Here is a 2,448-nt window from a genome sequence, read left to right on the forward strand (position 1 = left end):
CTTAGCCAAGGGTGAAGTGGTAGAAGGCTCTGAGCGTGTATCTGCAATTGATTTAACACCAATTCTAGTAACATCAAGTCTTGCTTATATTAATAAACGTATAGGTATGGACCTAACTTTCGCAGAAGTTCAACAAATCTTTGATCAGCTACAGTTTGAAGTATCTGGTGATGCTAATGAGTTCACAGTTTCCGTACCTGCGCGTCGTTGGGATATACTTATTCAAGCAGACTTAGTTGAAGAAATTGCACGAATTTATGGTTATGATAAAATTCCTTCTCGCTTGCCTTCAGTAAATGCGCAAAATATGGGCTTAACAGATTGGCAAACCTTTAAACGTCGTACTGACAATCAAATGTTAGCTGAAGGTTTCAATCAAGTCATTGCTTACTCATTAATCGGTGACAACCAAACAACATTAGAAATGGCTAATGCAAAACCAGTAGCACTAGACTTCCCAATGTCAGATGACCGTCGCTATATGCGTACAAACTTATTAAGTGCTTTATTGGAAATCGTTCAATATAACGTAGCACGCAAAATTTCAGACGTCGCTATTTTTGAATCAGGTCGCGTGTTCAAATGGACAGATGCAGATCTACCAGTTGATGAAACACACCTGGCAGCTGTTTGGACAGGTAACGCGCAAGCGAAAACCTGGAGCCACCAAGCGAAAGCTGTTGATTTCTACGACATGAAGGGTGTGGTTGAAAGCATCTTAGATTCATTTAATCTTGATGTGGCAGTTGCATTTGAAGCAACGTCAGAATTAGCAGATATGCATCCGGGACGTACAGCTAGAATTTATGCCATTGGTCAATCAGATGAACGTGTTGAATTAGGGTATATCGGTCAATTACATCCAAGTATTGCCGATGAATATGACTTAAAAGATACCTTAGTGTTTGAAATTTCATTAGATGAAATTTATGCTTTACCAAAAGTTGAAGTAAGACAATCACCAATCGCTAAATTCCCAGGTTCTGACCGTGATATTGCAATCCTTGTGTCTGATCAAGTAACGAATGCGGATGTTGTGAAAACTATTCAAAAGGCTTCAAAAGGTGGCATCTTAGTCGATATCGAAATCTTCGACGTTTACCAAGGTGAAAATATTGAAGACGGTAAGAAATCACTTGCTTACAGCTTGAAATACTTGAACCCACAAGCAACCTTGACTGATGAAGAGGTAACCAACGATGTGGCACGTATTACTGAAGCCTTAACAAATGAATTGACAGCAGAAATCCGCTAATCATCATTTATTCAATTAGATATAAGTTTTAAGATAAGCAGTGAAGTCAGATAAATATTTATCGTGGCTTCATTGCTTTTTTATGGTTAAATGAACTTAGTCAATTCATTTTGGACAAACGGCTATATTTAGCCAAGTTAAAGATGCATTATAAAAGGAAGGTAGGAATCATCATGCAACACTTTCAATATTTCGTCGCCGACCTTGGCACAACCAACTTAAAATTTGCCTTGATGGAAACCCCATACCGGGTATTGGATACAATGGAAGTGCGCAACATTATCAGTCAAGATGACTCTGGTAAAAATGAAAGTGATCCAACGGTAGTTTTTAATCAGTTCACTGATTTACTAAGCAAAATGCAAGCGAAGTATCCTGAGGTCAACACCTTGATATTTTCAAGCCAGATGCATGCTTTGCTTGCAATAAACGAAGCGGGAGACATTTTGCAAAACACCATGACTTGGGCAGATTTGCGGGCCAAGCCTGTGGCGCAGGAAATGCAGGTATCAGGTCTAGCGACCGCCTTTTTCGCCCAATCTGGGACACCAATCCATGCCATGAATCCCTTTGTGAAATTAGTTTATCTAAACCAGGACCGTCCGGCATTATTTACAGAAGAAACAGTCGTATTTATGGACATCAAGGCCTATATTATCCGTCAGTTAACGGGAGAGTTTGTAATTGACCGGGCAACGGCATCTTCTATGGGACTGTTGGATATAGCCACAAATACTTGGTCAAAAGACCTGCTAAAGGTGGTCGGTTTGACTGAAAACCAATTGCCGAAATTAGTCGATTCAACCAAAGAATTGCCTGTAAAAACTAACTTTATCAAGGCCTTCGGGTTAGCTGACAACTTCCACATACTATCAGGATCAACTGACGGTGCCTTGGCCAACCTATCTAATTTAGCCTACGCCATTCAAGGGGACCATGAACTTAGCCCATTCGTTCTATCTTTTGGGACCTCAGCAGCTGTCCGGACCTTAACTGACCAATTGTCCTTGCATGAAAGTGGCCGGATTTTCACCTATATCGCGGACGACCAACCCCATTATATCGTCGGTGGGCCAGTTAATAACGCCGGCAACGCATTAGACTGGTGTCATCAACAATTTGGATTTATGGCAAAAGGGCAAACTTTTTCAGATATGTTAGCCATACTTTTAGCGCATGATTTTTCAGCTAGT

General features: G+C 40.6%; 2 protein-coding genes. Both read left to right on the plus strand.

Features of this window, described 5'->3' with window-relative positions; genetic code table 11:
* Positions 1 to 1,255: phenylalanine--tRNA ligase subunit beta (locus ACRCJ0_RS11990; RefSeq protein ID WP_431390561.1), on the plus strand; the 1,255-nt coding region annotated here is incomplete at its 5' end.
* 173 nt (positions 1,256 to 1,428) lie between these two features.
* A partial coding sequence (locus ACRCJ0_RS11995; RefSeq protein ID WP_431390562.1) for an FGGY family carbohydrate kinase occupies positions 1,429 to 2,448 on the plus strand: 1,020 nt, incomplete at its 3' end.

The organism is Aerococcus sp. L_32 (genome assembly GCF_050689315.1).